Here is a 26,953-nt window from a genome sequence, read left to right as displayed (position 1 = left end):
GATTTTATAATACACTTCATTTAAAAAACATCATAGTGAATAAAACTTCATCAAAAAATAGCATTTTATTTTAAATAATATATTTTTTAAAAATCATATCAAAATTTTTTATATATACATTTTAATAGATATTGAATAATAAATAATAATATATAAGTTTACTGTTAGCTATTTTGCAATATGTCTTACAAAATCAATTTTATAAATGATAATCAAGATCCATTATTATACGATATAATTTATATTTCATAGTGTATTTTGATTATATCAAATTATATGTAATTAGTGTACGTGAAAAAATATTTCTAAAATTTTAACTGATAAAAAACATAATAGATATCCTATAAATTATATCTAAATGGTTAAAAATGAATTTTTATAATTTATATCGCCTTAAATCATAATATATATTTAGTAAAGTTTATAAAAAACTTTTCTTAATAAAATTCAACTTATAAATTTATTATGCTCTTATAATAAAAAATACAAAATGCTTATATTTTTTATTGACTATAAATTCATAATGAAGTATACAACCGCAGATAGTGCAATCTGTGATTACGCTTTGTATTAATTATATTATACGCAGCAGACATCTTCAGATGCATTTCTCTATTCGTATCTATGATAGTAGAAAATATTTGAGGTAAAAAATATGGTAAAAGTATTCAATATTCTTATTGCGGCTACTTTTTTTCTTTCACAAGCTGTAAATGTAAATGCAAGTCATTTAAGAAATGCTCCTCATGAAGAGGAAGTAGCAAATTATGCAATGGAACAAGTGAACGATACAACATCTACAGCAATTCGCATGGCTGCTCTCCATGTTCCTGCAGTAAGCTACAGCACAACAACTGAAGCCGCCAATGAAGGAAAATTTGAAAAGGTAGCCGATCCCATGACTCTCGCAGCAACGGTCATGATAGGTGGATTTGCAATAAATCTAATAGGTTCACTAATAGGATGGATAAAGGATATAGTGTCAATCTTTAGATAACAATTCCTATTATTAAGCTTCAGAAAAAAGATTTATTAGTTTTTAATAGAACTTTATAAAATACATAATAGAGTATTTTTTCACTCTAAATAGCAAAACACTACGAAAAACATTCTATCCTCTGTCTTCACTATAACGCTGATAGATCACCCGGTCAGATATGAGGATAGAATGTATTTGAGGTAAAATTATGACAAAAATGTTTAAAAATTACATATTAAATATTTTTATCGTAACAGTTTTTTTCCTTTCACAAATTATAAATGTTCATGCAAATTATCTTAAAAATATCTCTCAAAAAGAAGAGAGTGCTCATTGTGTAATGGAAAAAAATAAAGCGAACCGTATCGTTGCATTTGATTTTCTAGATTCAAATCATAAAATAAAAAATAAAGATAATGTTGAGGTAAAAATTGAAAAAGTCCTTGAACCCGTTACGATAGGAACCTTTGGGATTGGAATTGCACTTGGTTATGCATCAGGTACAGTGGGATTGCTCTTAGGATGGATAATAAAAAAAATAGTAATGATTTTTAAATCATCTCGTTAAAATCAAAATTTCAGTATAAATCGTAAGAAATAGATAATCTATCTATTAATTAATTATCTATAATAAAAATTAAAATATTTAAAAATCATTTATATATTTTTAAAATTACTTTTCTTACGATTGTATTCTATTGTATTTAATAAAAATATAAATTGAGGTAAAGTTATGATCAAAATAGTTAAAAATAACTTACTAAGTGTTTTTATAGCAGCTGCTTTTTTTCTTTCACACGTTGTAAATACTCATGCAAATCATTTCAAAAGTGATCATCAGAGAGAAAATATTGCTGTTGCTGTCATGGAACAAGGAAAGAAAAAAGCTGTCAATATTGCCTCTCTCTTCTATGCACCAAATGCCTTTCATGAAACAAAAAATGAAGTTGCTTTTGAAGGAAAAATAGAAAAGGTTTTTGAGCCTATTACGTTGGGATTTTTAACGACAACAGGAGCTCTTGGTGTGGGTTTTGTAACCGGACTTCTTATGTCCGTATTGACTGGGATAATCGGATGGGCAGTAGGTATAACTAAAGCTAAATAAGAAAAAGTTATTTGCTTACTTTTCTCTACTTTCAAAGTAGCATTAAATTGCAGTCTGTCTTATATAAATAGGCAGGCTGTTTTTGTGCTTTCTATGTATAATCTAACCTCTTACGAATAATATTCGTGGAGTAAATATAATAACTTCTAAGATGAAAAATGATCTTGAGATGAAACAAGAATTCCTCTAGAGGCATAATTTATGTATAGAATGCCATGAAATTACCTCATAAATTTTCCAAGATAAATCATAAGATACTCTTTTAAAAAATTAATTTCATATAAATTGTTAATTAAAGTAAGAATAAACAATACTTAAGAACAATTCCGTTTTGGCAAGACACGTTCTCGATGAACGCTTACCTAAATAGTGATCTTATGCTGATAAGTGTGATGGTGAGTATGAACTACAAAACAAGCAAAGGAAAATAGAAAAATATTTCTCGTCCATGACAAAATTTTATGAATATTCAATGTATTATGTCTTAATATTCAATAGAGACCATTCTACTGATTTCTTTATAAAAATAAGAAAACAAACTTCTATTCATTTCATAATTTAAATATTATTAAAAACATGAAATAAATAAATCTACCAAATTTCTGGGACTAAACGAAGGAAAAAACCTATGAAATATATCAGCACGAGAGGTGAGGCTCCTGCTTTAGGCTTTACTGAAACTATCATGACTGGACTGGCTAGTGATGGAGGCCTTTATCTTCCAGAAAAATTTCCTCAATTATCATTTGATGCATTACGAGCGCTTCGCGGTCAATCCTATGCGACAATTGCTAAAACCATTCTTTGGCCTTTTGTGAATAACGAAATTGAATATAACTCTTTTGAAAAGATGATTGCTGAATCTTATGCTGTCTTTCGTCATCCAGCCATCTGTCCGTTACGACAAACTGGAACAGATGAATTCATCCTTGAGCTTTTTCACGGTCCTACTTTAGCATTTAAAGATGTTGCAATGCAGTTTCTTTCTCGACTAATAGATAACATTCTGACTAAAAAAAAGAAACACGCAACAATTATCGCTGCCACATCAGGTGATACAGGTGGTGCTGCGATACAAGCCTTTGCAGGAAGAGAAAACTCAGATGTTTTTATTTTATTTCCCAAAGGATGCGTATCACCCGTTCAACAAAGGCAAATGACGACGAATCAAAGTACCAATATTCATGCCATCGCCATTGAAGGAAATTTTGATGATTGCCAAGCACTTGTCAAAGCAATGTTTAATGACCATAATTTCCGACAAAAAAAAGCACTTTCAGGAGTTAATTCCATAAATTGGGCGCGTATTATAGCGCAAATTGTTTATTATTTTTCATCTGCACTTTCCTTAGGTGCTCCCGATAGAGCTGTCTCCTTTACTGTTCCTACTGGAAACTTCGGTGATATTTTTGCAGGTTATGTTGCTGCACGTATGGGATTACCCATTGCCAAACTCATCATTGCAACAAATGATAATGATATTCTTGTGCGCACATTAACCAGTGGTACTTATGAAATACAACCAATAACCCACACAACATCACCTTCTATGGATATTCAAGTCTCTTCTAATTTTGAACGTTTACTGTTTGAGAGTGGTGAACGTGATCCATTGTGGATTCGCAATGCAATGGAAAACTTGAAAAAAACAGGATATTTTAATCTTAACGAAAAGCAGCTTAAAAATATTCGTTCTCTTTTTTCTGCTGGGAAAAGTAATATAACAGAAACAGCACAAACAATTGATAGTGTTTATAAGGAGAGTGGTTATCTCATTGATCCACATACAGCTGTTGCGCTTAAAGTGGCACGCGAAAATAAACAACCCCATATTCCAATGATCGTTCTTGCTACCGCACATCCTGCTAAATTTCCTGATGCTATCAAAAATGCCTGTGGATTCAATCCCCCTCAGCCTCCTTGTCTCAACGATTTAATGGAACGCGAAGAACATTTTATAGGTCTTGCTAATGATGAAAAAATAATAAAAGATTACATTTCTCTTAAATCGCGTGCATCTTATTAAATTTAGCTGCATTAATTCAAATCAACAATATTCCAATACTCTTAAAATGCGGTATTGGTCCTGTTTAATGGAGTAGTGAACACATGGGTGTAGATATCAGTCGCCTTAGTAATGGTTTGACTATCGCCACACATACAATGCAACAAATTGAGAGTGTAGCACTCGGGATATGGGTGAAAGTTGGCTCACGCAATGAGTCCTTCACACAACACGGTATCGCCCATCTTCTTGAACATATGGCTTTCAAAGGAACGGAAAATCGTACAGCTTTCCAAATTGCAAGCGATATTGAAGATGTTGGTGGCGAAATTAATGCCACAACCAGCACCGAAACAACAGCCTATTTTGCCCGCGTTCTCAAAGGCGACATCCCACTTGCTATTGATATTCTAGCCGATATTTTGATGCATTCAAAATTTGACGAAGAGGAATTAGAACGAGAAAAACAAGTTATCCTTCAAGAAATTGGTGCCGCTCATGATGTTCCTGATGATATTGTTTTTGACTACTTTACTGAAACAGCCTTTCGTCACCAATCGGTTGGGCGCTCGATTTTAGGAACGCCAGGAACAATTCAATCATTTACCTCTGCTGACCTTCATAATTTTATGAATAAACAATACAGTGCAGACCGTATGATCATTGTGGCAGCAGGAGCTGTGCAGCACGAAAATTTCTTGCGAGAAGTTGAAAGTCGCCTTAGTACTTTTCGCCCTCATTCAACAGCCCCTCTTACAAACCTTGCCAATTACGTTGGCGGTGACTTTCGCGAATATCGCGATTTAATGGATACACAAATTGTTCTAGGGTTTGAAGGGCGTGCTTATCATGCACGCGACTTTTATGCTACCCAAATTCTTTCCATTATTCTTGGCGGTGGCATGTCCTCACGCCTTTTCCAAGAAGTAAGAGAAAAGCGTGGATTATGCTATTCTATTTATGCTTTTCATTGGGGATTTTCCGATACTGGACTGTTTGGCATTCATGCTGCCACGGGACAAAAAGGGCTTAAAGAACTGCTTCCCGTAATTCTTGATGAGCTCTCTCAGGCAGGAAAAAATATTCATGCCAATGAACTCCAACGTGCACAAGCGCAATATCGTGCAAACCTTACCATGTCGCAGGAAAATCCATCCAGTCAAGCACATCTTATTGCCCGTCAAATGCTTCTTTACGGTCGACCAATTCCTATATCCGAAACAATTGAACGTTTAGATCTCATTACTCCTGCAAGATTAACTGATCTAGCACATCGCCTTTTTATCAATTCCACTCCAACATTAGCCGCTGTAGGTCCCGTTGGACCCATCATGAATTTTGATGATTTAACATCAATTCTTTCCTGCAAAATAAAGTAAGATTTAAAATATTCTCAACGTGTTCGCACATATGAGATATATAGAAAATTACTTTTAAAAGCAGCAGTATAATAAAATACACAGATTTTATGTTAAAAAAAATTTCACAAAAATTCTTTTTGCTAAATAAGTTTGGGAAATATTTATCAAAAAGCTGTACCAAACTACCCAATCCCCACTTCATGTGATAAAGTATTTGATAAGCAGAAGTATATCTATGAAATTTGACAACTCATAGCTTAATTTTGCCTTACAAAAATGTAAATTGCTATCGGCTTCAAACTTCATTGAAGCAAACAGGTGGGAATTTGTTTTTGTATCAAATAGTACAACTTTTCAAAAGAAATAATAACCGCTTATTATGTAACACAAATGATAAAAGGTGGATGTTTTTTCTCGAAAATCTAATTTAAAATGAAATATCCTAAAATATTTGAGAGTGGGACATTGTGAAGAGTTTGCATAAAATCATTGACATCATTTTCATTATCGTCATCAGTTCTTTTGTCCACCTTACGTCAGCACAAGCAATTGAGCCCGTTAAAATTTCTCCTCAAGATGCTGCTCTTGACCTTTCAAAAGCAATCGAAATCTACCATACAAATAGTTCTATCTTTCAAACCAGTACAGCACCAGGACCAGATGGTATCGTATGGCGTATTGAAGTGCAGGCAAAAAGTGAAAAATTTTCTGGAAACTGGGCGGTATTTTCTCTTGCAAACCCAACGGATGAACAAATCGACCGTCTTATCGTCGCTCCCCATTATCGCATGGCTCATTCAGGCTTTATTTGGCCAGACCTTGGATCAGCACGAATTCAATCCATCACTCCAAGTGAAGGATTTTCTCTCGACCGCCAGTCTAGTGCAAACTCTGATATCTTTCGTATTACCCTTAACCCGGGTGCTGTCGTTACATTTGTTGCAGAACTTAACTCTGTAAATCTACCGCAAATCTATTTATGGCAACCTGAAACCTATAAGGATGCCATTAATTCTTATACGCTTTATCATGGTATTCTTCTTGGCATATCCGGTCTTTTAGCTCTTTTGTTAACTGTTCTTTTCGTTGTTCGTGGAACAGGACTTTTTCCCGCAACAGCGGCTGTTGCTTGGGCAGTACTTTTTTATATTGGCATCGACTTTAACTTTTTAAATAAATTCTTTGCCGTGACGCTCACAACGCAACCAATCTGGCGTGCTGCTACAGAAGTAGCACTTGCTGCTACACTCTTTATTTTTCTTTTTACCTATCTATGTCTTAACCGTTGGCACTATCACTTTAGTTATGGTGCGATTGTATGGACTATCGCTTTTTGTGGTCTTGGAGCATTTGCCATTTATGATCCAACCAGAGCAGCGGGTATCGCCCGCCTGTCATGTGGCCTCACCGCTGTGCTTGGTATCATTTTAATCAGCTATTTTTCACTACGAAACTATGACCGCGCCATCATGCTTATCCCAACATGGCTGCTCATTAGCTTTTGGTGTGTAGGAGCTTATGCCTGCATCGCAGGATATTTAAACAACGATATTATTCAGCCAGCACTTGCTGGAGGATTAGTGCTCATTGTACTTCTTATCAGCTTTACTGTCTTGCAACAAACTTTTTCCAATGATGCTTTCCATGAAGGAATATTTTCCGACCTTGAGCAACAAGTGCTTGCCGCAAAAGGAGCTGGAAATATTATTTGGGATTGGAATGTTGAGCGTGATCGTATTGTCGTACACCCAAATATGACAAACCTTTTTGGAATTGAAACCCATAAACTCAATGGTCCTATGCGTAATTGGATATCAGCCTTGCACCACGATGATCGTGAACGCTTTCAAGCTGTCTTGGATATTATTCTTAAAAATAAAAAAGGACGTATTGATCAAATTTTTAGACTGTCTTCTGGTGGTGGCTATTACCATTGGTTTTCCCTTCGCGCACGCCCTGCTATGCAAAAAGATGGAAAAATTACACGTGTCATTGGGACTATTGTCAATATTACCAACCACAAAAAAGCCGAAGAACGCTTATTGCATGATGCTATTCATGACAGCTTAACGGGACTGCCTAACCAACAAATTTTTTTCGACAGACTACAAAACTATACCTCTTTGGCTAAAGCAAATATCAAAATTAGACCAACCGTCTTTATGATTGACTTTGATAATTTCCGCCAAATTAATCGCAAATTAGGCATAGCGGTTGGTGACACTGTACTGCTTATCATAGCACGTCGTTTAAGCCGCCTTATTCATTTTCAAGATACTTTATCACGTCTTTCTGCAGACCGTTTTGCAATCATTTTACTCAGTGAAACTGAGCCACAGAAAATTGCAGCCTTTGCGGATCATCTGCATAAAACAATCTCAGCACCTATTTCACTTACGGAAAAACAAATAACGCTTTCAACATCAATTGGTTTGGTCACATGGAGTGAAAGTCGATCAACCGCTAAAGATATTTTAAATGATAGCGAACTGGCAATGATTCATGCAAAACAAATGGGTGGTAATCATATTGAACCTTTTCGTCCCAATTTTCGCACACTAGGCATTGAATATAACACAATGGCGAAAGGTATTCATTATGCCATAAAACGTGATGAAATAAAAATCCTCTATCATCCTATCCTTAATTTATCAGATGGACACATTATTGGTTTTGAAACAATTGTAGAATGGCATCATCCCAATTATGGAACTCTCAATGTCTCTGATTTTATCAAGATTGTAGAAAATGAACAAATCGTTATGGATTTGGCACAATTTATCATTGATAATGTTGTTATTGATCTTACCAATGTACAAGAAAAATTTTCTCAACAATCTTTCTTTATTTCCATCAATTTACCAAGCACGGAAATGGTTCATCCTCGCGTCATCAGTCAATTGCGCTCTGCTCTGCTTCGTCACCCCCTGAACAAAGGCGCTTTGATGATAGAAATATCCGAATTCGTTTTAAGAAAAAATCCTGAACAATCAGCTCATTTTCTTGAACAAATTAAAGCTCTTGGAATGAATCTTGCACTCGACAATTTTGGAACAGGTTATTCATCACTTGCTTATCTTGTGCGTTATCCATTCGACATGGTGAAATTAGATCGTTCACTGATCTCAATCGATTCTGTTAAGAAGAAGCTTGTTCTCAAATCTATTATTAATATGGCAACTGATCTTAATTTGCAGATCATCGCAGAAGGTGTTGAAAATGAAAAAGAAGCACTCTTCCTACGCCAAGAAGGTTGTAAATACGTTCAAAGCACACTGATTACTAAGCCAATTGCCATCGAAGAATTAATCACTCTCGTGCAAAATCATTTCCCTTATACAATGAAACATGATGTATAGAACATTGTACAAATCAAAAAGTCAGGAAATAGTGGAATTTTATGCATGCCCCATTTCAGAAGCGAGATAGGCAGGGTTGATCCCCATGCGAACCAAGCTTTCATCATATTTACGGCTTAAATCGCTTTCAAAAAGAAAACTAGGTGATGTGGGGCTTATCAGCCAACCATTTGTAGATATTTCTGCCTCAAGCTGTCCGGCTTTCCATCCTGCATATCCTAAGGCTATGAGTGCATGTTGAGGGCCTTTTTCACAACTGATCGCTTTTAATATATCAATGGTTGCAGTGAAGCAAATTTTATCTGCAATAGAAACAGTTTCTTCACAAGCATAATCATCAGAATGCAGGACAAAACCACGTGAAGGATCAACTGGTCCACCATAACGTACTGGAAACTTTTTTATTGGATCAGAAAGACATTTTTTTTGACCGCTGTTTATAACTCCAAGGTGAAGCAAAAGCTCTGGAAAATCAATATGGTGCAATTGATTGAGAATAATTCCCATAGCACCGGCATCAGAATGTGCACAAACATAAATAACAGAACGAATAAAGCGTTTGTCATTCATCCCAGGCATTGCTATGAGCAACTGTCCACCTAAAAAGCCATTACACTGCTTCATCAATCTGTTATTCTCCATAGTTCACATGATAAGGTTCACTTTAGTTAGTACAATAGGAAAATAAAGCTCCAATGAAAAAAATTCAAATATTTACGAATTTAAAAAATATTATCATTCGCCTTTATAAAAAACTTTCCGTTACTTTAAGCTTAACATTCATAATTTTAGAACTATTTAACATACCCATCAGTGCTCAAATAGAACAAAATACATCTCTTTTTACAACATCTTGGTATGAATCGGAAGGTGGTCGTATCAGATTAGCTATGACTAAACCCTCTCATTCTGGAATAAGAGAGGGCTTTATCGAAATCGTTCTGAAACCAGGATGGAAAACGTACTGGCGTAATCCAGGTAATTCAGGCATAGCACCTTCTTTTTATTTTAACCAACAGGTGTCTTATGAAATTTTCTACCCCACACCACAGCTTTATGAAACAGAAAATAACTGGTCATTAGGCTATAAAAATAAAGTGGTATTGCCTTTCAGTATTTCTGGTGTAAAAAAAGACTTAAATGGCACTTTAACGCTTGGATTATGTCATAAAATCTGTCTTCCGGTTACGGTCGACTTTGATTTTTCTCCATCTGTTCAAAAAAACATCCTCCTCCCTTTATCCCTGCTAAAACAAGCTCAAAATGCCTTACCTCTGACTACCCATCATGAATTTAAAATAAGTGCTGAAAAAAAAACAAATACTCTCCTCATCAAAATACAAAATAACAATAAAATCTCACCTTCTTCTCTCTTTTTAGATGGAGGTGAAATGCAAATTGGACCAGCAAAAAAAATCAGTGAGAACGCAGAATACACACTCTTTAGTGCCCCTCTCTCTTTCATACCAGATAGCGGAAATCACACCATTTTTTATACAATTTCTTTTAAAGATCATGCTTTCAGTGGAACATTTATACTCTTATAGTCAACATTTCTACAGCTTTCATGAAAAGCTCGCATATTGTACGTTTTTCTCATTTTAAGCCTGCTCATGATGAATCCATAAAATTATTCCATTGCATGTTACAGAAAGAAACAACATGTAGCTAAAAACCATTCAAGAAAAGAGTAAAAATATCTTTTATGAAGCGCCTTCATGCAAGGACTGGCATAACATTTTGAACTAAAAAAAAGAGTATGATGGTGCCCATAATATAAAGACAGTGATACCTCATGGTTTTTACGTTATAGTCTTCATGGGTAACATTGTGAAATGCGTCTGAAAACATCGAGATATATTTCTTATAGGAACTTACTTTTTCTACTTCATGATAAAAAAGAACAGCTTGCAAAAAACTATTTTGAAAAATATCCGTTTTCACGATATTCAGTGATTGCTTTGCGAGCAAGTGCGTCCGCGCGCTCATTGTCTGGATGACCAGCATGCCCTTTTACCCAATGCCATCTCACAGTATGATGAGAACAGATATCTTCCAGAGCTTGCCATAACTGCATATTTTTTACAGGACTTTTCGATGCCGTACGCCAATTATTTTTTTTCCAACCTTCAAGCCATGTAGAGATACCATTGCGTAAATAAACCGAGTCTGTATAAAGATCGACTGAACAAGGCTCTTTAAGCGCTTTTAATGCATAAATCGCTGCCATCAGTTCCATTTGATTGTTGGTGGTGTGTGCTTCTCCACCATAAAGTTCACGTTCATGACCATTCCAGCGCAAAACTGCTCCCCATCCTCCAACTCCAGGATTACCGGAACAAGCACCATCTGTATAAATTTCAACGATTTTTTGTTGATTTAACATAGAATTCAAAAACCTAATTCATTCAATGAACCTACACTACTAAAAAAACAAAGCTTGTGCCAATATTCCCGTGGATCTTTCTTAATAACAAGGCTCTCTGGCGGTGTATTAAACCAATCATAAAGGCGCGTGAGTAAAAAACGTAAAGATGCACCACGTGCCAACAAAATCATTGCATTCAATTCTAAAGAGAGTAATGGCCTTATTTTTTGATAATTTTCTAATAGCCTACGTGCTTTGGTAAGATTATAGGAATAATTTTGTTCAAAACACCAAGCATTTAAGCATATAGCTAGATCATAAGCAAAAAAATCATTACAAGCAAAATAGAAATCTATAATACCAGAAAGACGATGGTTCAAAAAAAATACGTTATCATTAAATAAATCAGCATGAATAATGCCGGTTGGTAAATTTGATGGCCAATTTTCTTGTAAAAAAAACAATTCCATATTAATTTTTTGTCCAAACTCTCTTAACAACGCATCTTGGTTTGTTTGGCAATGTTCCCATAATAATCTCCAATTCATAATAGAAAGAGTATTTTTACGAGTGAGTGTAAAATCCTGCCCTGCTAAATGCAATTGCGCTAAACCAGTTCCCACTTCACCGCAGTGAAATACATTAGGTTGGCGAATCCACATTCCTTCGAGAAAAGTGATAATAGCAGCAGGGCGTCCTGCTAATTCACCAATTGTTGTCCCGTCATTTTGCATAACTGGTTGAGGACAAGGAATACCATGCTGATTTAAATGCTGCATAAGACTGCAAAAAAAAGGCAAATCATTCTTTGAAATACGTTTTTCATATAGTGTTAGGATGAACCTGCCTTCTGTTGTATAAAGCATAAAATTAGAATTTTCGATTCCCTCCTCTATACCTTGATAGGATACAAGCGAACCTATCGAATAGTGCGTCAAAAAAAACTTCAAATCATCTTGTTGAACGTCTGTATGAACCGCCATTATTTTACTTTCGTTACAGGCATAGGTGTATCCTGATTTTCATTTTTTAGTGTTTCAACTCGACCATTAACAAATGCCATATCTTGAGGTGTTAAAGTGATATCACGTAAATTGCGACTCACCAAAAATGTTTCTGTTTCTACTGCTGTTTCTGCCAATTCTATTGTAACATTATAACGCTCTCGAAAAGCAGAAATGATTTCATCAATAATAATTTCAGGAGCAGAAGCTCCAGCTGAGAGACTCACAACAGAAAGAGCTCTAAGGCGATCAAAATCAATTTCATCCGCACGCTGGACTAAAACAGATTGCCGCGCACCAAATCTCTCAGCGACCTCCACTAAACGTCGTGAATTAGAAGAATTTGGTGCTCCAACAATCAAAAATAAATCGCTTCCCATTGCTGCTGCTTTCACAGCTTCTTGTCGATTCGTCGTTGCATAGCAAATTGATTCCGCCGCTGGAGCTTCTAATGTAGGAAAACGTCGCTGTAGTACATCAAGAATCTCTGCTGTATCTTCAACAGAAAGCGTTGTTTGCGTGACAAATCCTAATTTATCGGGCTCGTCGGGCTGATAATGTAAAGCATCTTCAACCGTTTCAATTAATGTCACAGCTCCTTTTTCCAACTGTCCCATTGTTCCAATCACCTCAGGATGACCAGAATGGCCAATCAATATAACATGCCGACCATGACGTTGATGCCGTATGGCTTGTTTGTGAACTTTAGAAACCAATGGACATGTTGCATCAAGATAAAACAAATTATAGCGACGTGCCTCTTCTAGTACAGATTTTGGCACACCATGAGCAGAAAATACAACAGGTTGATTGTGGTATTGTTCTGGAATCTCATCAAGTTCTTCAACAAAAACCGCCCCACGTTGCTGCAATCCTTCAACCACATAGCGGTTGTGCACAATTTCATGACGAACATACACTGGCGCACCATATTTTTTTAATGCAAGCAGAACAATCTGAATGGCACGATCAACTCCCGCACAAAAACCACGGGGAGTACAAAGACGCATTGTTAAAGGAGGAAGTATAGACATAAACTATCCTTAATATCTCTAACTTTTACTCTATGTTCGAATAAACCACCTTTATATACTATACAAACCATATAAAGAGGAAAATTGATAATACTGTCTTCCTCTATCATGACGTGTACCCTATAGCCTATTCTCATAGAATTTGTTTTAAGATAAATAGCTTTTAAGTTTGCCCTTTCATTCCGCTGTACTAAAAGGCAATAAAGCGCCATACAAGAGATTCAATCAAAAGAATTCCAAAGAGAGCAGCCAAATAAAATAACGAAAAGAAAAACACTTTTTTTGCCATTACAATGGTTGCGTCATACGTATCAGATTTCCATAAACGATAAGCAAAATAAATAAAGATAATACTTAAAACTGTCGAAAAAATACCATAAAAAATTCCCGCAAGACCAGTGATATAAGGTCCGACTGCAGATATTGCCATAAGAATAGTATAAAATAAGATCTGTTTTTTTGTTGAATACACACCTCGTACATTAGGCATCATAGGAATGCCGGCTGCCTCATAATCAAGAGATGAAAAGAGGGAAAGAGACCAGAAGTGTGGCGGTGTCCACATAAAAATGATTAAAAATAACAAGAAACTGTTAAGACTCACAGTCCCTGTTGTCGCAGCCCATCCAATCATTGGCGGAAAAGCTCCAGAGGCACCACCAATAACAATATTTTGTGGCGTTATACGCTTTAGCCAAATCGTATAGATGACAACATAAAAGAAAATTGTAAAAGCAAGAAAAAATGCTGCAAACCAATTAATAAAGATTCCCATTATCAATACAGAAAGCATAGAAAGAATCATGCCAAAAATAAACGCTCTCTTGGGGGTGATTTTACCCATAGGAATGGGACGATTTTTGGTACGTTCCATCACTGCATCAATGTCAGCATCATACCACATATTCAGTGCCCCTGCACTACCACCACCTACAGCAATACAAAAAATTGCTAAAAAACTATAAAATGGATGTATCGAAACAGGTGACACTACCAGTCCAACCAAAGCTGTAAAGACAACAAGCGACATAACCCGGGGTTTTAATAACGTGATATAATCACCAATACTGGATTTTGGCAGCATTGATTTACCAGCTACAGCTGATAATTCTCTTGAAACAGACATTCCACTCAACGACCTTTTTCATTTCTGTCATCCACAAACAAATACGTCTGGCATATGGGAATGACTCATTAATACCACAGCGTTTTAGAGAACATATTAGGATGTTTCTCCTACCTGCATCCTCTAAAAATAGATGGAAATATTTGCAAAAAATACATTTTTCAACATATATTATTTTTACACTACAAATGTATCATAAAAAGTACACCATACCAAATATCATAAAGCAAGGCTAAACACCCACCCTTCTGTGATATGCTGCTTTTTTTATTTTTGCCTTTATTTCGTATATATAGATTAATATGTTTTCGTATATAATGGTTTTGTGTTATAATGCTATGATTGCGGTTTGAGAATTTATTTTTATACAGAGCTGTACAATAAGGCTATAGTGGTGAGGGAGTTAGGGTTTTCTGTGGTACTTTTAAAATTACTAAAAAAAAATTTCTTTGTTAGTGCTGTTATTTGCACACTTTATAATGTGTCTCTCAATCATGCTACTGCACAAACATTTCATGTACAAAATGTCCCTGCCCCACAAACCTATGGTGCATGGACAAAAGTTTGTTCTTTGCCACCTGGCACACCTAATATGCAATGTGAAGTTGTACAAAATATACACACACAAAATCGTCAAGACATTACACTTCGTATTACCTTCTACAAACTCCCTAAAAATCAAGGAACTCTGATGCGTGTTTTTGTTCCAAGTCGCGTTGAGTTGCGCCCTGGTGTTGGACTTAAAATTGATGATAAAAATATGGGAAGATTAGAATATCGTCGGTGTCTTGGTGATAATTGTGTTGCTGAAGCTGTTCTCAAAGAAGATATCCTACAGCGCTTTTTAAAAGGTAAAACAGCAACCTATTTTATTTTCACAACTCCTGAGCAAGCAATTGGTGGGCTTGTTGATCTCAATGGTCTGAGTGATGCCTATGCAACTCTACCAACATAAGAGAATCGGCGCACATTCAATGAATAAAGCTTTATAGTACACTTCACTGCTTTTTAAATAAAATAAATGGAAACCTTCTCAGTGCCCATGAAAATAGGATAATTCTTATGAAATCGCTTATCGATCATTTTGATATTGCTGCATCTCAAGTGCAATCACTTGTACAAGAAACGCTTCATCATGCCGATGATGGTGAGCTTTACTTAGAATATACAGAAAGCGAAACTCTTTTATTTGATAATGGACAGCTTAAAAATGGCTCCTTTCATCAAGATATGGGATTTGGTCTGCGTGTGGTTGCTGGAGAATCAACTGGATATGCGCATTCTAGTGAATTATCCGCTGCTGCACTTAAACGTGCTCGTGAAGCAGCAAAAGCTGTCACCTATCATAATCATGCAGGATCTTATAGTGTCGCACCGCAAAAAACCAATAAAAGACTTTATCAACCACATAATCCCCTTGATGCCCCATCATTTGAAGAAAAAAGTGCACTTTTGCAAAAAATTGATGCCTATTTACGAGCTAAAAATGATAAATTGCATCAAGTGACCGTTTCTCTTTCTGGTTCACTACAGCATGTTGAAATTTTACGGGCGGATGGATATCTGGTTCGTGATGTGCGTCCTCTTGTACGTCTTTCTATATCTGTGGTTGCGGCTGAAGGTAGTCGGCGAGAAAATGGCTTCTATGGATGTGGTGGACGACAAGCATTTAGCCAATTTATTCGTGAAGAAAATTGGAAAAAAGCTGCAGATGAAGCCTTACGTATGGCCCTCATCAACTTAGAAGCAGAAGCAGCACCAGCAGGGACATTTGATGTTGTGTTAGCTAATGGATGGCCCGGCGTTATGCTTCATGAAGCCGTAGGCCATGGTTTGGAAGGTGATTTTAACCGTAAAAAAACCTCTGCTTTTTCTGAACTTTTGGGTCAACAAGTTGCAGCAAAAGGTGTTACAGTTGTTGATGATGGTACAATTCCCCAATGTCGTGGTTCACTTACCATTGATGATGAAGGAACCCCATCAGGATATAACGTTCTTATTGAAGATGGAAGACTCATTGGTTTTATGCAAGACAGGCTGAATGCCCGACTTATGGGGGTGAGGCCAACGGGAAATGGGAGACGTGAGTCCTATGCACATGCACCAATGCCTAGAATGACCAATACGATCATGCTAGGAGGTGATAAAACACCCAAAGAGATTCTCTCCTCGCTCAAAAGTGGTATTTATGCTGTTTCGTTTGGCGGAGGACAAGTTGATATTACTTCTGGAAAATTTGTTTTTGAATGTACCGAAGCTTATAGAGTAGAAAATGGCAAAATTGTCGCCCCCATTAAAGGTGCAACCCTTATCGGAAACGGGCCAGATGCTATGAAACGTATCACAATGATTGGTAATGATAGCAAACTTGATAATGGTATCGGTATGTGTGGGAAAGCTGGACAAAATGTTCCTGTTGGTGTCGGACAACCTCATTTGCGAATGAATAATATGACAATTGGTGGAACAGCACTTATAACGTAATAATGAGCTTGCAGCAGCATTATCTTTATCATTTCAAAGTGTTGTCCCTTCCTTTTAGATTAGGGAGATTTAGAGAAGAGATATATTCATCTTTTCTCAAACAGTTTTTATTTGTACGTTACTTCCTCTTATGAAAGGCAAAAAATGCTTTTTTTTGTTTCATCACAAAATGAAACAAAAAAAATTCTATTGTATTCGGTGTTCTCATTCAATCTGAAAAGAAACGCACTATTATTGTAAACTAATTTATAAGTTATTTTATAAAAAACAAAAGCAATTTGGTTTTTAAAAATCTTAAACGAAATTTAAGAGAGCTTTTTCATTGAGGTTAAAGTTTCCAGCCAGTCTTTGCTTTGCGCTTGCTTAAAAGAGCAACAATTTCAACATGTGGTGACCATAAAAATTGATCAATTGGTATGACTTGTTCTACCGTATACCCCCCTGCAACAAGGAGAGATAAATCACGAGCAAAGGTCACAGGATTGCATGAAATAGCCACAACATGAGGGATTGTTGTCTTCGCTAATTCACCTACTTGTTCCCATGCACCAGCACGTGGAGGATCGAAAACAACAGCGTCAAAACACTCAAGTTCTTTTACAGAAAGTGGACGGCGGAAAAGATCGCGCCTTTCACAAGTTACTGTTTTTAAGCCGGACGCCAAACGTGCTGCCGAAGCTAAATTTGCTAATGCTGTTTCATTATTTTCTACCGCATGAACATTCATCTTTTTGGCCATAGGTAAGGTAAATGTTCCCATCCCTGAAAATAAATCAAGAGCATTCTTTGCTTTTTTAAAATGATTTAAAATAATATTGCCCATGATATTTTCTGCTTCAGAGGTTGCTTGAAGAAAACCACCAGCAGGAAATTCAACACAGACATTTCCAAAGTAAACCAATGGTTTTTCTTGTTCAACCAAAACTTCTCCTTCAACGGATAAACGTGTAATTCCACATGATAGAGCTGTATAAACCATTTTCTGACGAACTGACTCATGGCGTATAATACAACCGCTCAAAGCAACATCTAAACCATTTGCAATGTGTGTTATGGTAATATGAAATCGTTTAGCATCACTGCTTAGAATAGCACAAAGCTTCCTGATATCGCCTAGTTTAGTTATAATCTCTAAACAGCTTACTGGACATTCCTCAACAGCTATAATCTCATGAGAAAGATAACGATTAAAACCTAACTTATAACCTTGTGATGTTATAGAAGCTGTTAGAGTAATACGCCGTCGGCTATAAGGCTTACATTCGACTAAAGGCGAAATAACAACATCAAGTCCATATTCTTTTAATGCATCCACAACCAGTTGTCGCTTCCATATATGATAAGCATCAGCGTGCCAATGTTGAAGTGCACAGCCTCCACATTCTCCAAAATGCTGGCAAAGAGCGTCAATACGCTCTGGTGATTTTTCTTTTAATGCTATGAGTGTCGCGTATTTGCCATGAATAGCAATTTCAGCAGACTCTCTTGGTAAAGTAAAAGGAACATAAACAAAGCCATTCAATGTTTTTGTGACACCATGACCATTCGCTGCCATATGATCAATTATGACATTGTTATTCACTGTTGTTTTTCTCCGAATAACAAATATTCCAAATTGCCATCACCGCCCGCAATAGGGGAGAGAAGTAAACCTTTTGCATTCCAGCCTTTTTGAGTATTAAGCCAATCAAAAATTCTTTCCGCAGTTTTTTGAGCCATTGAAGGATCTTTTAATACCCCGCCCTTACCAAGATAATCACGTCCCACTTCAAATTGAGGTTTTACCAATAAAACGGCTTGTGCGCCTTTTGAGGCTAAAGACAAAACAGGAGGTAATGCAAGTGTAAGAGAAATAAAGCTAACATCTGAAACAATGAGATCAATTTTTCGTCCGTTCAAGTGCTCCTGTTTTAAATCTCTCACATTTAAGCCTTCTAATAAGGTTATCGCACTGTTGTTCGATAAACGTGCATCCAATTGATGATGACCAACATCAACAGCAATTACATGCGCGGCTCCACGTTCTAAAAGAACTTGTGTAAAACCACCAGTCGATGCACCAATATCAAGAGCAGTTATCTTATTTGTGACAATTGGAAAAGCATCAAGTGCACTGATCAATTTTAATGCTGCACGTGAAACATAATTTTGTGCTGGATCGCAAACAATAATTTCTGCATCATCAGAAATGATTTGCCCAGCTTTGAAAATAATCTCACCATTAACCTTAACAGTTTGACGTATAATGGCATCACGTGCCCTTGAACGCGTTTTAAAAAAGTTTTTTTCAACTAAAAGAATATCAAGCCTTTTTCCGGCAGTCATCTCATACTCGAATTTTCTGTACTGTCCGAATTTTACGTCCCAAAGCAGCAAAAACCGTGTTGACAATACCAACCGCATCAAGTCCTATACGCGAAAGAACTTTCTCAGGTGAACCGTGATTTAAATATTCATCAGGAAGTTTTAATGTACGAACTTTCAAACCATGTTCTAAGAGCCCTTCTTGCGCCAAAAATTGTAATAAATGCGCTCCAAATCCGCCCATCGCACCCTCTTCAATTGTCACTAAGACTTCATGCTCACAAGCTAAACGGCGTATCAAATCCTTATCCAAAGGTTTTGCAAACCGCGCATCTGCTACCGTTGTAGATAATCCCTCCGCAGACAACATATCAGCAGCTACCAAAACTTCTGACATCCGCGTTCCAAAACAAATAAAGGCTATCCTGTTTCCTTCACGCAGAACACGCCCTTTTCCGATCTCTAATATTGCACCGCGCTGTGGCAAATCCATACCAACACCTTCACCACGCGGATAACGAAAAGAAATAGGACCCTGATCATAAGCGGCAGCAGTACGTACCATATGCATCAATTCCACTTCATCAGAAGGCGCCATAACAACAAATTCAGGAAGAGTGGCCAAAAAAACAATATCAAAACTGCCAGCGTGTGTTGCACCATCTGCCCCTACAAAGCCTGCTCGATCAATGGCAAAACGCACCGGTAATTTTTGAATCGATACATCATGGATAATCTGATCATAAGCACGCTGTAAAAAAGTAGAATAAATTGCAACAAAAGGTTTATATCCTTCACAAGCAATGCCCGCAGCAAAAGTTACGGCATGCTGCTCAGCAATACCAACATCAAACATTCTTTCAGGAAATTTTTCAGCAAAAGTATCAAGACCTGTCCCCGTTGGCATTGCTGCGGTTATACCCACAATCTTATCATCATGTGTAGCCTCTTCTATTAAAGCCTTAGAAAATACCTTCGTATAGGAAAGAGCATTGCTTGGCGGTTTAACCTGTTTGCCTGTTATAATATCAAAACGGTTAACACCATGATATTTATCAGATGATGCTTCAGCAGGAGGATATCCCTTACCCTTATGTGTCACAACATGTACCAAAACAGGTCCATGCGGATATTGGCGAACATTTTTTAAAACAGGCAATAAATGCTTTAAATTATGGCCATCTATTGGTCCAACATAGTAAAAACCAAGCTCTTCAAATAAGGTTCCCCCAACCAAAAAGCCACGTGCAAACTCCTCTGAAAGACGTGCTTTATCTAAAAAGAACTTAGGCAATTTTTCGCCTAGTATTTTTATCCGTTCGCGCAAACTACGGTAAGAGGGACGAGAAACCAACTTAGCAAGATGCGCACTCATAGCGCCCGTAGGCGGTGCAATAGACATATCATTATCATTCAAAATAACAATCAAACGTGCATCTAAAGCACCTGCATTATTCATCGCCTCATAAGCCATACCAGCAGACATAGCACCATCACCAATGACAGCAATGACATTCCGCCTTTCTTCTGCTTTCAAGGCACTTGCTACTGCCATACCAAGGCCAGCCGAAATAGAAGTAGAAGAATGCCCTGCTCCAAATGGATCATACACACTTTCTGAACGCTTGGTAAAACCTGATAATCCACCTTCTTGACGCAATGTGCGAATTTTTTCTCTACGCCCTGTTAAAATTTTATGCGGGTAGGCTTGATGACCAACATCCCAAATAATTCTGTCCTCAGGTGTATTAAAAACATAATGTAATGCAACAGTAAGTTCAACAACACCAAGTCCCGCACCAAGATGTCCACCAGTCACAGAAACCGCATCAATTGTTTCCTTCCGTAACTCATCAGCTAACCTTACCAAATCAGACTCAGCCAACGCCCGCAAATCATGTGGTAAACAAATACGGTCAAGTAATGGCGTCAATACTCGAGACAAAAAAAACTCCTTAATATTCTCTTAATATTATCTCATAAAAAGAGCGTAATGGTAAGAGTATACCGTTTCTCTTTTTCTATTCGTAATTTTACATATTTTTACGAGAAAACATGCTCTATTGGTGATGATTGAGATTTTTCTTATTTATTCACTTCTTTCATAAAAAAACCGATAAAATACACTCTTTTAAATTTCATTACTGCATCTCTTATCCTGCAATAAATATCTTTAAATTACCCAATATTATTCAGGATCAAGGGGTTCTACACCTTCTGGAACACCTCCCTCTGAAAGCTGAATTTTCTCAACTTTAGCTTCAGCGACTTTTAAGAGCTTCTCGCAATGTTTTTTAAGAGCTTCACCACGCTCATAAATGTCAATCGATTGTTCTAAAGGAACATCACCACGCTCTAAATTCTCGACAATCACTTCAAGTTGCTTAAGTGCTTCTTCAAAACTTAACGCTGTAATATCCCCCTTTTTTATCTCTTGTTTCATGTAATCCTCACAAGATATCTGTTCTGGATATACGAATTCCAAAACCTTCCAAACCTACATAATGATGCTCTTTAGAAGCATAAAGAATAACAGAACTCATCCCTAAATGTTTTAAAATTTGTGATCCTAAACCAATCCGGCGCCATTCTTCTTCGCGTTCAATCGCTTGCACATGCTTTTCCAACCCCTTCATTGCTCGTTCCTGACTGCTAACAGCTGATTGTACACCAACAGATCCTTCACGCAAATAAACAAATACACCACACTTTTCTTTTTGCATCATTCGCTGCATGATAACTGTAATATCTGAAGATTGACCAAAAACATCTTTCAAAATATTTTCACGATGCAAATAAACAGGAATATCCTCACCGTTACGGATATCCCCAAAAATAATTGCAATATGTTGAACAGATTCCCAAGGAAGTTTATAGCTTTGAACGACAGCCGGGCCTGCTGATGTTTCAATAGACATTTCTCCAACATGCTGAATCAACATTTCCTTACGTTGGCGATAAGCAATCAAATCTGCAACTGTTATGATATGTAATTGATTGGCTTGTGCAAATCTTGTAATTTCATCTCCATGTTTCACGCTACCATCATCATTGACTAATTCACCAATAACACCAACGGGCGGTAAACCAACTAATTTACATAAATCAACAGCTGCTTCTGTGTGGCCTGAACGCATGAGAACGCCCCCTTGATGCGCAATCAAAGGAAAAATATGCCCAGGACGAACAAAATCGTCTGCGCTAGCATTTGCATTCGCAAGATTACACACTGCTAATGTACGATCGTGTGCTGAAATTCCTGTTGTTATGCCATGTTTAAAATCAACAGTAACGGTAAATTGGGTACGATGCGCCGAATCATTATCCGATACCATAGGAACAAGATTAAACCTTTGTGCTTCCTCTTTTGGCATAGGTGCACAAACAATACCTGTTGTATGGCGAATGATAAACGCCATCTTTTCTTCTGTACAATGGGCAGCAGCAAGCGTTAAATCACCTTCATTTTCACGGTCATCATCATCGGTAACCACGACAATTTCACCACGCTCAAAAGCTTGAAGTGCTGAAACAATATTTTTTTCGTCATACGCCATCATTCACCTTCCCAATAACCCAACCTGACCGCGATGTCTTAGATAATGATCAGCAATAGCACAAGCGACCATCGCTTCACCAACAGGAACAGCACGAATTCCAACACAGGGATCATGGCGTCCCTTCGTTACAACGTTTATTTCATTACCATCAACATCAATCGAACGACGAGGAGTTAAAATTGAAGGAGTAGGTTTCACAGCAAAACGGGCGACAATTGGCTGTCCACTCGATATTCCACCTAAAATACCACCTGCGTGATTGGATAAAAAAAATGGTTTCCCATCACTTCCCATCCGCATTTCATCTGCATTTTCTTCTCCCCTCAGGCAAGCTGCTGCAAAACCATCACCGATTTCCACACCCTTCACGGCATTAATCGACATGAGTAATGATGCGATATCCTGATCAAGTTTTGCGTAAATAGGTGCTCCCAAACCTGCCGGAACATTTTCTGCAACAATCTCAATAACAGCACCAACAGATGAACCACTTTTGCGTACTTTATGAATATAATCACTAAAAACCTGTACCATCTTTGCGTCAGGCGTAAAGAAAGGATTGTTATCAACCTCTGACCAATTCCAATGATCGCGATTAATCATATGGGGACCAATTGCTATCACAGCGCCTCGTATAAGCAAATCAGGAACAATTTTACGAGCAATAGCACCTGCTGCAACACGTGCTGCTGTTTCACGCGCTGACGCGCGTCCACCACCACGAAAATCACGAACGCCATATTTAATATCATAGGTATAATCTGCATGACTAGGACGATACTGATGAGCAATGGAACCATAGTCTTGAGAACGTTGGTCTGTATTTCGAATCAATAGAGAAATCGGTGTTCCCGTTGAGATCAATGTGGTTCCATCGTCTTGAGTCATAACCCCTGAAAGTATCTCTACTTTATCCAGCTCTTTACGCTGTGTTGTATATCGAGATTGTCCTGGTCTGCGTTTATCAAGATAGGATTGAATATCTGAAAGGGTAAAAACAATTCCCGGAGGACAACCATCAATGACACAACCAAGAGCAGCTCCATGGCTTTCACCCCATGTTGTTACACGAAACAAATGACCAAACGTATTATGCGACATACAAAAATGACCCGTTTCTCTGTCAAAATATAGGCAACTACAGTCTACGTTGAGGTGTACACAAACAGCTTTTTATTACAAAAGACCATGAGCCATTTTAATTTTTTCACACTACCATTATCGAAGAATAACTTTGTAAACCAAACTTTACTCTTTAACGACGGAAATATCTGGTGCATCAACAGCTTTCATACCTATAACATTATAACCTGAATCCACATGATGCACTTCACCCGTAACAGAACGAGACAAATCTGAAAGAAAGTAAAGAGCAGAATCACCTACTTCTTCAATCGTTACCGTACGACGTAAAGGAGCATTATATTCATTCCATTTTAAAATATAACGGAAATCACCAATGCCAGAAGCCGCTAAGGTTTTGATCGGTCCAGCAGATATAGCATTAACACGAATATTTTGGGGGCCTAAATCTACTGCTAGATATTTTACGCTCGTTTCAAGAGCTGCTTTTGCAATTCCCATCACATTATAATTGGGAACAACCTTTTCTGCACCATAATAGCTCAGTGTTAAAATTGAACCACCATCTGACATTAATTTCTCTGCACGCTTTGCCAGAGCCGTTAAAGAATAAACAGAAATATTCATAGTCATCATAAAATTCGATTCGCTGATATCAATATAACGACCGCTTAATTCATCCTTATCAGAAAAACCAATCGCATGAACTAAAAAATCGAGCTTGCCCCATTTCTTCTCTATTTCTCTAAAAACCGCATCAATAGACGCGCTATCAGAAACATCACAATGACCGCAAACGAACCCTTTTACTTCCTCAGACAAAGGTTCAACACGCTTTTTCATCGCTTCTCCCTGATAGGTAAAAGCAAGCTCTGCCCCTGCATTACTTGCTGCTTTAGCTATCCCCCAAGCGATAGAGCGATTATTGGCCAATCCCAAAATTAAACCACGCTTGCCGCATAATAAACCATTACCCTTAGCCATTAGCACTGCCCCATTGTTACTTAAAATCAATATTATTTATCTGCCTATGGCATAGGTCAACTTTTTCTTCAAGCAATTGCTTTAAAAGCAAACAAAAACTACGCTTTTATATCGCTCAAATGTTAACTTTTTTGCATTTGCAAAAATTGTTTTAATCCAGCATCTCCACCTTCCGGCAACATAATACGAACATGTATATAAAGATCATCTCTTGTACCGTTTTTTAAACGAAGCCCTTTTCCTTTCAACCGTAAAATACGATCAGAGCTCGACCACGCAGGAATCGTTAAAACCACACGCCCTTCTAAAGTCTCAACTTCTTCTTTTGCACCCAGAACAGCATGTTTTAGGGAAACTGGTAAATCAAGATGGAGAGCCCTTCCTTCAACACGAAAACGAGGATGTTTTTGAATGTGAATGGTTATCAGCGCATCTCCTGCTTGCCCATAAGTCACCTCTTCTCCTTGCCCCTTTAAACGAATGGTTTGACCATCTTCAACATAGTCTGGAAGTTTAATTTTTAATCTTTTTCCATTAGGAAAAACGGCTTCAACCTTTTCCGCACCAACCATTTGCTCCAATGTGACAGAAAGATTGGCACGAACATGCGCCCCTTGTTGCGGTTGATTATATCGTGCAGAATTTGAAAAGCCTTCTCTTCTGCCAAACAGATCACGAAAAATATCACTCGCATCAAAACCTGCCCCTCCTGAGGAAGTAAAATCAAAACCTTTTGCACCTCTTGAAAAAGGATTATGACTATTGCTAAAATTTTCACCAGCACCATAAGTTTGATAAAGTGGTTTTCCCTCCATATCAATTTCACCGCGGTCAAATTGTGCCCTTTTATCTTTATCACCTATAATTTCATAAGCTTGATTAATTTCAGAAAACTTTTCTTTAGCCTTTGCATCATTCATATTGTGGTCGGGATGATATTTCTTGGCTAATTTTCTAAATGCTGATTTAATTTCTTGCGGTTTTGCGGTACGTGCCACACCCAGAATTGTGTAGGGATCACGCATATTGCCCTCTTTTCAATTTTTCCGTGTTCAAAATATCACCTGATCGGTTGTTCAATATTCCTCATAGCTTCATCAGTCTTTTCTCAAGAAAATTTCTCTCTGCCTTTATATGTCTATAAAGAAACCAAAATACCATATAAAAGAGATATTTTATTTAATATAGCTCACTGTATTCTATACTAAAGAAAAAAACGATTAAAATATCATAATAGTACATGACGGCATTGGCTTTTCGAAATAAGAAAAAACAGCACTTTATTTTTTTAATGATAAAGTAAATTAAGGAGTTCTCACTCATACTCACGGATATTCGGAGAAATTATGAGCAATAAAGTACAAACAAACGACGATTTTATACAAATGCAACAACCTTTTGCACTTTTTGCAAAGTGGCTTGAAGAGGCAACCGTAAACGAAGTAAATGATCCTAATGCGATGGCATTAGCAACGGTTGATGAAACCGGATTACCTAATGTTCGTATGGTACTTCTCAAAGATTATAGTTCCCAAGGATTTGTTTTCTATACAAACTATGAAAGCCAAAAGGGAAAAGAAATTTTAAAATCAATGAAAGCATCTTTAAGTTTTCACTGGAAGTCACTGCGCCGTCAAGTCAGAGTTCGCGGCATTGTTGAAAAAGTCAGTGTTCAAGAAGCAGATGCATACTTTCAATCCCGGCCGCGTAGTAGCCGAATTGGTGCATGGGCGTCCAAACAATCTCGGCCATTAGAAGACCGTTTTGTCCTCGAAAAAGCAATTGCCCAATATACAACACGTTATGCACTCGGAAATATCCCGCGCCCACCTTATTGGTCTGGATTTCGCGTTAAACCCCTTTCTATCGAATTCTGGCGTGATCGCCCGTTTCGTTTACATGACCGCTTGCTCTTTACACGCGATTCTGTTGAACAGGATAATTGGCAAAGGCAAAAACTTTATCCCTAATTTTTCAAACTTTCATGGTTATGAGGATTTTTTTGATAATAATCATTTTCTTACTGTATAATTTCAATAAAGTTTCAGTGATCAAGATTGATTTAAAAGAAAAGGCTATATTCAGCGAACCTTAAATGAGATCATCTGTCATATTCAAATGGAGCGTAGAAAGATAAAATAATCTTGCCTATTTCAATCCCAACGACCTAAGTGGAAATCATAATTTATATTAAAAC

The 26,953-nt window shown here is 37.2% G+C and carries 23 protein-coding genes; 10 read left to right on the top strand and 13 right to left on the bottom strand.

Annotated elements, in window-relative coordinates; all coding sequences use genetic code 11:
* The first annotated feature begins 655 nt into the window (after positions 1-655).
* The 6 genes from PVV69_RS04000 (at position 656) to PVV69_RS03975 (ending at position 8,809) form a co-directional block, all read left to right on the top strand.
* Positions 656-997: a hypothetical protein gene (locus PVV69_RS04000; RefSeq protein ID WP_273756544.1), complete on the top strand. Its 342-nt coding sequence runs from the start codon at positions 656-658 to the stop codon at positions 995-997.
* 190 nt (positions 998-1,187) lie between these two features.
* Positions 1,188-1,547: a hypothetical protein gene (locus PVV69_RS03995; RefSeq protein WP_273756543.1), complete on the top strand. Its 360-nt coding sequence runs from the start codon at positions 1,188-1,190 to the stop codon at positions 1,545-1,547.
* A 165-nt stretch (positions 1,548-1,712) separates the two neighbouring features.
* Positions 1,713-2,084 carry a hypothetical protein gene (locus PVV69_RS03990; RefSeq protein ID WP_273756542.1) on the top strand — a complete coding sequence of 124 codons (372 nt, stop codon included), beginning with the start codon at positions 1,713-1,715 and terminating at the stop codon, positions 2,082-2,084.
* Positions 2,085-2,712: 628 nt separating this feature from the next.
* On the top strand, positions 2,713-4,110 hold the full coding sequence (thrC, locus tag PVV69_RS03985) for a threonine synthase (protein WP_273756541.1): 1,398 nt from the start codon (positions 2,713-2,715) through the stop codon (positions 4,108-4,110).
* A gap of 83 nt (positions 4,111-4,193) precedes the next feature.
* Positions 4,194-5,468: a pitrilysin family protein gene (locus PVV69_RS03980; RefSeq protein WP_273756540.1), complete on the top strand. Its 1,275-nt coding sequence runs from the start codon at positions 4,194-4,196 to the stop codon at positions 5,466-5,468.
* A 449-nt stretch (positions 5,469-5,917) separates the two neighbouring features.
* Complete coding sequence (locus PVV69_RS03975) at positions 5,918-8,809, top strand: EAL domain-containing protein (RefSeq protein WP_273756539.1); 2,892 nt, start codon at positions 5,918-5,920, stop codon at positions 8,807-8,809.
* Positions 8,810-8,848: 39 nt separating this feature from the next.
* On the opposite strand, the gene PVV69_RS03970 is transcribed toward PVV69_RS03975, so the two are convergent.
* Positions 8,849-9,433, bottom strand: coding sequence for a YqgE/AlgH family protein (locus PVV69_RS03970; RefSeq protein ID WP_273720747.1), 585 nt, complete (start codon positions 9,431-9,433; stop codon positions 8,849-8,851).
* 71 nt (positions 9,434-9,504) lie between these two features.
* On the opposite strand from PVV69_RS03970, the gene PVV69_RS03965 reads away from it, so the two are divergent.
* Positions 9,505-10,356 carry a protein-disulfide reductase DsbD domain-containing protein gene (locus tag PVV69_RS03965; RefSeq protein ID WP_273756538.1) on the top strand — a complete coding sequence of 284 codons (852 nt, stop codon included), beginning with the start codon at positions 9,505-9,507 and terminating at the stop codon, positions 10,354-10,356.
* 371 nt (positions 10,357-10,727) lie between these two features.
* Here PVV69_RS03965 and rnhA read toward each other — a convergent pair whose 3' ends face one another.
* The 4 genes from rnhA to cyoE form a co-directional block, all read right to left on the bottom strand.
* A complete protein-coding gene (rnhA, locus tag PVV69_RS03960) occupies positions 10,728-11,195 on the bottom strand; it encodes a ribonuclease HI (RefSeq protein ID WP_273756537.1) in 468 nt (155 codons plus the stop codon).
* 5 nt (positions 11,196-11,200) lie between these two features.
* Positions 11,201-12,160 carry a homoserine kinase gene (locus tag PVV69_RS03955; RefSeq protein ID WP_273756536.1) on the bottom strand — a complete coding sequence of 320 codons (960 nt, stop codon included), beginning with the start codon at positions 12,158-12,160 and terminating at the stop codon, positions 11,201-11,203.
* Positions 12,160-13,215: a 4-hydroxy-3-methylbut-2-enyl diphosphate reductase gene (gene ispH, locus PVV69_RS03950; protein ID WP_273756535.1), complete on the bottom strand. Its 1,056-nt coding sequence runs from the start codon at positions 13,213-13,215 to the stop codon at positions 12,160-12,162. The genes PVV69_RS03955 and ispH overlap by 1 nt, the downstream gene beginning before the upstream one ends.
* 190 nt (positions 13,216-13,405) lie before the next feature.
* Complete coding sequence (gene cyoE / locus PVV69_RS03945) at positions 13,406-14,341, bottom strand: heme o synthase (protein ID WP_273756534.1); 936 nt, start codon at positions 14,339-14,341, stop codon at positions 13,406-13,408.
* A 415-nt stretch (positions 14,342-14,756) separates the two neighbouring features.
* Here cyoE and PVV69_RS03940 point away from each other — a divergent pair, with 415 nt between their 5' ends.
* Together PVV69_RS03940 and tldD are read left to right on the top strand one after the other, a co-directional pair.
* Entirely contained in the window at positions 14,757-15,296 is a 540-nt protein-coding gene (locus PVV69_RS03940; RefSeq protein WP_273756533.1) for an invasion associated locus B family protein, read from the top strand.
* A gap of 107 nt (positions 15,297-15,403) precedes the next feature.
* On the top strand, positions 15,404-16,825 hold the full coding sequence (gene tldD / locus PVV69_RS03935; protein ID WP_273756531.1) for a metalloprotease TldD: 1,422 nt from the start codon (positions 15,404-15,406) through the stop codon (positions 16,823-16,825).
* Positions 16,826-17,153: 328 nt separating this feature from the next.
* Here the strand turns inward: tldD and PVV69_RS03930 are convergent, their stop codons facing one another.
* From PVV69_RS03930 to PVV69_RS03895, 8 genes are all read right to left on the bottom strand, one after another.
* On the bottom strand, positions 17,154-18,407 hold the full coding sequence (locus PVV69_RS03930) for an RNA methyltransferase (protein WP_273756530.1): 1,254 nt from the start codon (positions 18,405-18,407) through the stop codon (positions 17,154-17,156).
* Positions 18,404-19,150, bottom strand: a complete 747-nt coding sequence (locus PVV69_RS03925; protein WP_273756528.1) for a TlyA family RNA methyltransferase — start codon at positions 19,148-19,150, stop codon at positions 18,404-18,406. Before PVV69_RS03925 ends, PVV69_RS03930 begins: the two co-directional genes overlap by 4 nt.
* A gap of 1 nt (position 19,151) precedes the next feature.
* Entirely contained in the window at positions 19,152-21,074 is a 1,923-nt protein-coding gene (gene dxs / locus PVV69_RS03920) for a 1-deoxy-D-xylulose-5-phosphate synthase (protein WP_273756527.1), read from the bottom strand.
* A gap of 243 nt (positions 21,075-21,317) precedes the next feature.
* Positions 21,318-21,572: an exodeoxyribonuclease VII small subunit gene (locus PVV69_RS03915; protein WP_273720758.1), complete on the bottom strand. Its 255-nt coding sequence runs from the start codon at positions 21,570-21,572 to the stop codon at positions 21,318-21,320.
* Between the two features lie 7 nt (positions 21,573-21,579).
* The gene (ribB, locus tag PVV69_RS03910) at positions 21,580-22,686 is read right to left on the bottom strand and encodes a 3,4-dihydroxy-2-butanone-4-phosphate synthase (RefSeq protein WP_273756560.1); all 1,107 of its coding nucleotides are present in this window, start codon (positions 22,684-22,686) and stop codon (positions 21,580-21,582) included.
* Positions 22,687-22,689: 3 nt separating this feature from the next.
* Complete coding sequence (gene aroC / locus PVV69_RS03905) at positions 22,690-23,790, bottom strand: chorismate synthase (protein ID WP_273756526.1); 1,101 nt, start codon at positions 23,788-23,790, stop codon at positions 22,690-22,692.
* Between the two features lie 147 nt (positions 23,791-23,937).
* Entirely contained in the window at positions 23,938-24,756 is an 819-nt protein-coding gene (fabI, locus tag PVV69_RS03900) for an enoyl-ACP reductase FabI (RefSeq protein WP_273720760.1), read from the bottom strand.
* Between the two features lie 122 nt (positions 24,757-24,878).
* Positions 24,879-25,781, bottom strand: a complete 903-nt coding sequence (locus tag PVV69_RS03895; RefSeq protein WP_273756525.1) for a J domain-containing protein — start codon at positions 25,779-25,781, stop codon at positions 24,879-24,881.
* Positions 25,782-26,102: 321 nt separating this feature from the next.
* On the opposite strand from PVV69_RS03895, the gene pdxH reads away from it, so the two are divergent.
* On the top strand, positions 26,103-26,726 hold the full coding sequence (gene pdxH / locus PVV69_RS03890) for a pyridoxamine 5'-phosphate oxidase (protein WP_273720762.1): 624 nt from the start codon (positions 26,103-26,105) through the stop codon (positions 26,724-26,726).
* Positions 26,727-26,953 lie beyond the last annotated feature (227 nt).

This window comes from Bartonella sp. MM73XJBT (genome assembly GCF_028618465.1).
In the GTDB taxonomy this organism is placed as follows: domain Bacteria; phylum Pseudomonadota; class Alphaproteobacteria; order Rhizobiales; family Rhizobiaceae; genus Bartonella.
Note: the sequence above shows the minus strand (reverse complement) of the source record. Positions and strands in the feature narration are given on the sequence as shown.

Coding starts and splice junctions, on each gene's coding strand:
- PVV69_RS04000 (WP_273756544.1), top strand. CDS start 656: ATGGTAAAAGTATTCAATATTCTTATTGCGGCTACTTTTTTTCTTTCA.
- ispH (WP_273756535.1), bottom strand. CDS start 13,215: ATGTCTATACTTCCTCCTTTAACAATGCGTCTTTGTACTCCCCGTGGT.
- PVV69_RS03970 (WP_273720747.1), bottom strand. CDS start 9,433: ATGAAGCAGTGTAATGGCTTTTTAGGTGGACAGTTGCTCATAGCAATG.
- PVV69_RS03915 (WP_273720758.1), bottom strand. CDS start 21,572: ATGAAACAAGAGATAAAAAAGGGGGATATTACAGCGTTAAGTTTTGAA.
- PVV69_RS03955 (WP_273756536.1), bottom strand. CDS start 12,160: ATGGCGGTTCATACAGACGTTCAACAAGATGATTTGAAGTTTTTTTTG.
- rnhA (WP_273756537.1), bottom strand. CDS start 11,195: ATGTTAAATCAACAAAAAATCGTTGAAATTTATACAGATGGTGCTTGT.
- PVV69_RS03990 (WP_273756542.1), top strand. CDS start 1,713: ATGATCAAAATAGTTAAAAATAACTTACTAAGTGTTTTTATAGCAGCT.
- pdxH (WP_273720762.1), top strand. CDS start 26,103: ATGAGCAATAAAGTACAAACAAACGACGATTTTATACAAATGCAACAA.
- tldD (WP_273756531.1), top strand. CDS start 15,404: ATGAAATCGCTTATCGATCATTTTGATATTGCTGCATCTCAAGTGCAA.
- thrC (WP_273756541.1), top strand. CDS start 2,713: ATGAAATATATCAGCACGAGAGGTGAGGCTCCTGCTTTAGGCTTTACT.
- PVV69_RS03980 (WP_273756540.1), top strand. CDS start 4,194: ATGGGTGTAGATATCAGTCGCCTTAGTAATGGTTTGACTATCGCCACA.
- fabI (WP_273720760.1), bottom strand. CDS start 24,756: ATGGCTAAGGGTAATGGTTTATTATGCGGCAAGCGTGGTTTAATTTTG.
- PVV69_RS03895 (WP_273756525.1), bottom strand. CDS start 25,781: ATGCGTGATCCCTACACAATTCTGGGTGTGGCACGTACCGCAAAACCG.
- PVV69_RS03925 (WP_273756528.1), bottom strand. CDS start 19,150: ATGACTGCCGGAAAAAGGCTTGATATTCTTTTAGTTGAAAAAAACTTT.
- aroC (WP_273756526.1), bottom strand. CDS start 23,790: ATGTCGCATAATACGTTTGGTCATTTGTTTCGTGTAACAACATGGGGT.
- PVV69_RS03965 (WP_273756538.1), top strand. CDS start 9,505: ATGAAAAAAATTCAAATATTTACGAATTTAAAAAATATTATCATTCGC.
- ribB (WP_273756560.1), bottom strand. CDS start 22,686: ATGGCGTATGACGAAAAAAATATTGTTTCAGCACTTCAAGCTTTTGAG.
- PVV69_RS03995 (WP_273756543.1), top strand. CDS start 1,188: ATGACAAAAATGTTTAAAAATTACATATTAAATATTTTTATCGTAACA.
- cyoE (WP_273756534.1), bottom strand. CDS start 14,341: ATGTCTGTTTCAAGAGAATTATCAGCTGTAGCTGGTAAATCAATGCTG.